The following is a 2,174-nucleotide window of genomic DNA, read 5'->3' as shown; positions in this document are numbered from 1 at the left end:
GGCGGTATTCTGTCGCTGGAGCCGTCGCTCGCGAAATACACCCGCCGCGGCTTAGATCTGGATACCTACTGGTTTGTGCAGTATGGCATGACCACGCAGCCCTACGAGTTCACCAAAGGCAGCATCTTTCACCTGATGGAGCCGGATTTAAACCAGGAGATTTATGGCCTGCCGGAATACCTGTCCGCCATCCCTTCCGCCCTGCTGAACGAATCCGCTACGCTGTTCCGCCGCAAGTATTACATCAACGGCAGCCACGCGGGCTTCATCATGTACATGACCGACGCTGCACAAAATCAGGAGGACGTGAACAACATCCGCCAGGCGATGAAAAGTGCCAAAGGGCCGGGCAATTTCCGTAACCTGTTTATGTACTCCCCCAACGGGAAAAAGGATGGCATCCAGATCATCCCACTGTCAGAAGTGGCGGCAAAGGATGAGTTTCTGAACATCAAAAACGTCAGCCGCGATGACATGATGGCAGCACACCGTGTACCGCCGCAGATGATGGGAATTATGCCTAATAACGTTGGTGGATTTGGGGATGTGGAGAAGGCTGCGAATGTTTTTGTGCGAAATGAACTAATTCCTCTACAAAAAAGAATGTCTGAGTTGAATTCTTGGATAGGGGAGCAAGTCATTAGTTTTGACCATTATAAATTAGAGCGTTTATAATTGTATAACTTTAACACATCGTTATCAATGCAGTAAAAGCCACCCATGTGGCTTTTACACATTATTATCGTCCAACTACCGGCACACCATTCTTATTTCTTTTCGTCGATACTTCGACCTCATCTCTTTTACCGAATGCTATATCTATATATTTTTCAGGGTTATTTAGAAATCGTGAATACCTTACGACAGAACAATATACAATAGCATCATCAAAGTGAGGTGTTTTAGTTTGATTAGCATAGCGATGATTGGCGCCTACTAGATATGGCATGTAATCATCGTAATAACTCGTAATACGCCTTAATTTCACCCCACAATTACAACTATTACCACTGCAAGTGCTTTCTGTGAAAATTTTATCATAGATTTCATTTCTAACTACTGCTATTAATCCAGTTGGCTTGCCCCATAAAGCTGCCTGAATTTCTGAGTTCACATACTTACGCAGAGCTGTTTCTTCTCCAACAAGAACTACGACAACAGTAGAATCCGCAAGATAATCCTCACGGATTGTTTTCATTATCGTCTCTTCGGCATTATCTTCATTTATATCACCATCAGCAACTGATTTATTAATAAACGATTCGCCACCATGTTTTTTTATTAATTCATCTTTCAGATCTTGCTCATTCGCATGATGATAGCTTAGGAATGTCTTATGCATTACAAACTCCATTTCTTAGTATTAATATCAAATTCTCGTACAACTTCCTCATTAAAGAACTTATTAACTTCGTTGAAGGCGTTCAACATATTACTGAAGTGATAATAATGTGACTGAATCTTCCCAATTGGAGTTAAATGATAAGAAAGGGTAACGTATTTACCTTTTGAATCTTTTTCACGAGTTAATACTTTATCATGCTCCGAAACATGTTTATGCCATCTACGATAATTATTTTGATATTTTGTAAGAAATTCATTAAGGGTGCGAAGAATTTCATTAGAAAGATCATATAGTTTTTTATCTCTTTTTTTCTTCACATCTAATAATTTCATTTCATCACGAATAAATTTATAACACTCAAAATAAGAATTTAATACTTCTTCGAATGAATCATACCTTGGATTAATTTTGAATAAAGACCGCTTAGTATCCAAATAGTTTTTAACACTTTTTCTAAATAACAAGTCTGATTTATTTAATAATATATTTACACCACCAAAACTAAGTTGCTCCACTCGTAGAGAGTATCTTTGGTGCATAAGACCAACAAAAAGCATATAAACTACCAAACATAATATGACTACAGAGAGAATAGCCCTAATTATGTCTACATTAGACATAAAATTAAGAGTAAACCACCACTTTTGGAATGGCTCAAACGGCACGCACCCCATGAAGATCACTAAGAGGAAAAAAATAGATCCCCACAAAACCCAATATTTGTACATAAGATTAGTCCATATCTTTGTTTGCTCCATAATACTGCAGAGAAGGCATTAGTCCAAGCATTAGCGCGCGCTCGTATCCCCGCCACGCCTGCCCGCTTTGT

The 2,174-nt window shown here is 39.1% G+C and carries 3 protein-coding genes; 1 reads left to right on the top strand and 2 read right to left on the bottom strand.

The window, feature by feature from the left end; translation table 11 throughout:
* Nucleotides 1–675: phage portal protein (locus tag FDX03_RS23095; protein ID WP_249357001.1), on the top strand; the 675-nt coding region annotated here is incomplete at its 5' end.
* Between the two features lie 64 nt (nt 676–739).
* Here FDX03_RS23095 and FDX03_RS05915 read toward each other — a convergent pair.
* Nucleotides 740–1,342, bottom strand: a complete 603-nt coding sequence (locus FDX03_RS05915) for a TIR domain-containing protein (RefSeq protein ID WP_137345614.1) — start codon at nt 1,340–1,342, stop codon at nt 740–742.
* Entirely contained in the window at nt 1,342–2,073 is a 732-nt protein-coding gene (locus tag FDX03_RS05910; RefSeq protein WP_137345613.1) for a hypothetical protein, read from the bottom strand. Before FDX03_RS05910 ends, FDX03_RS05915 begins: the two co-directional genes overlap by 1 nt.
* Nucleotides 2,074–2,174 lie beyond the last annotated feature (101 nt).

Source organism: Citrobacter sp. wls827 (assembly GCF_005280875.1).
GTDB classification, from domain to species: Bacteria; Pseudomonadota; Gammaproteobacteria; order Enterobacterales; family Enterobacteriaceae; genus Citrobacter; species Citrobacter youngae.
This window is presented reverse-complemented; position numbering and strand designations above follow the sequence as displayed.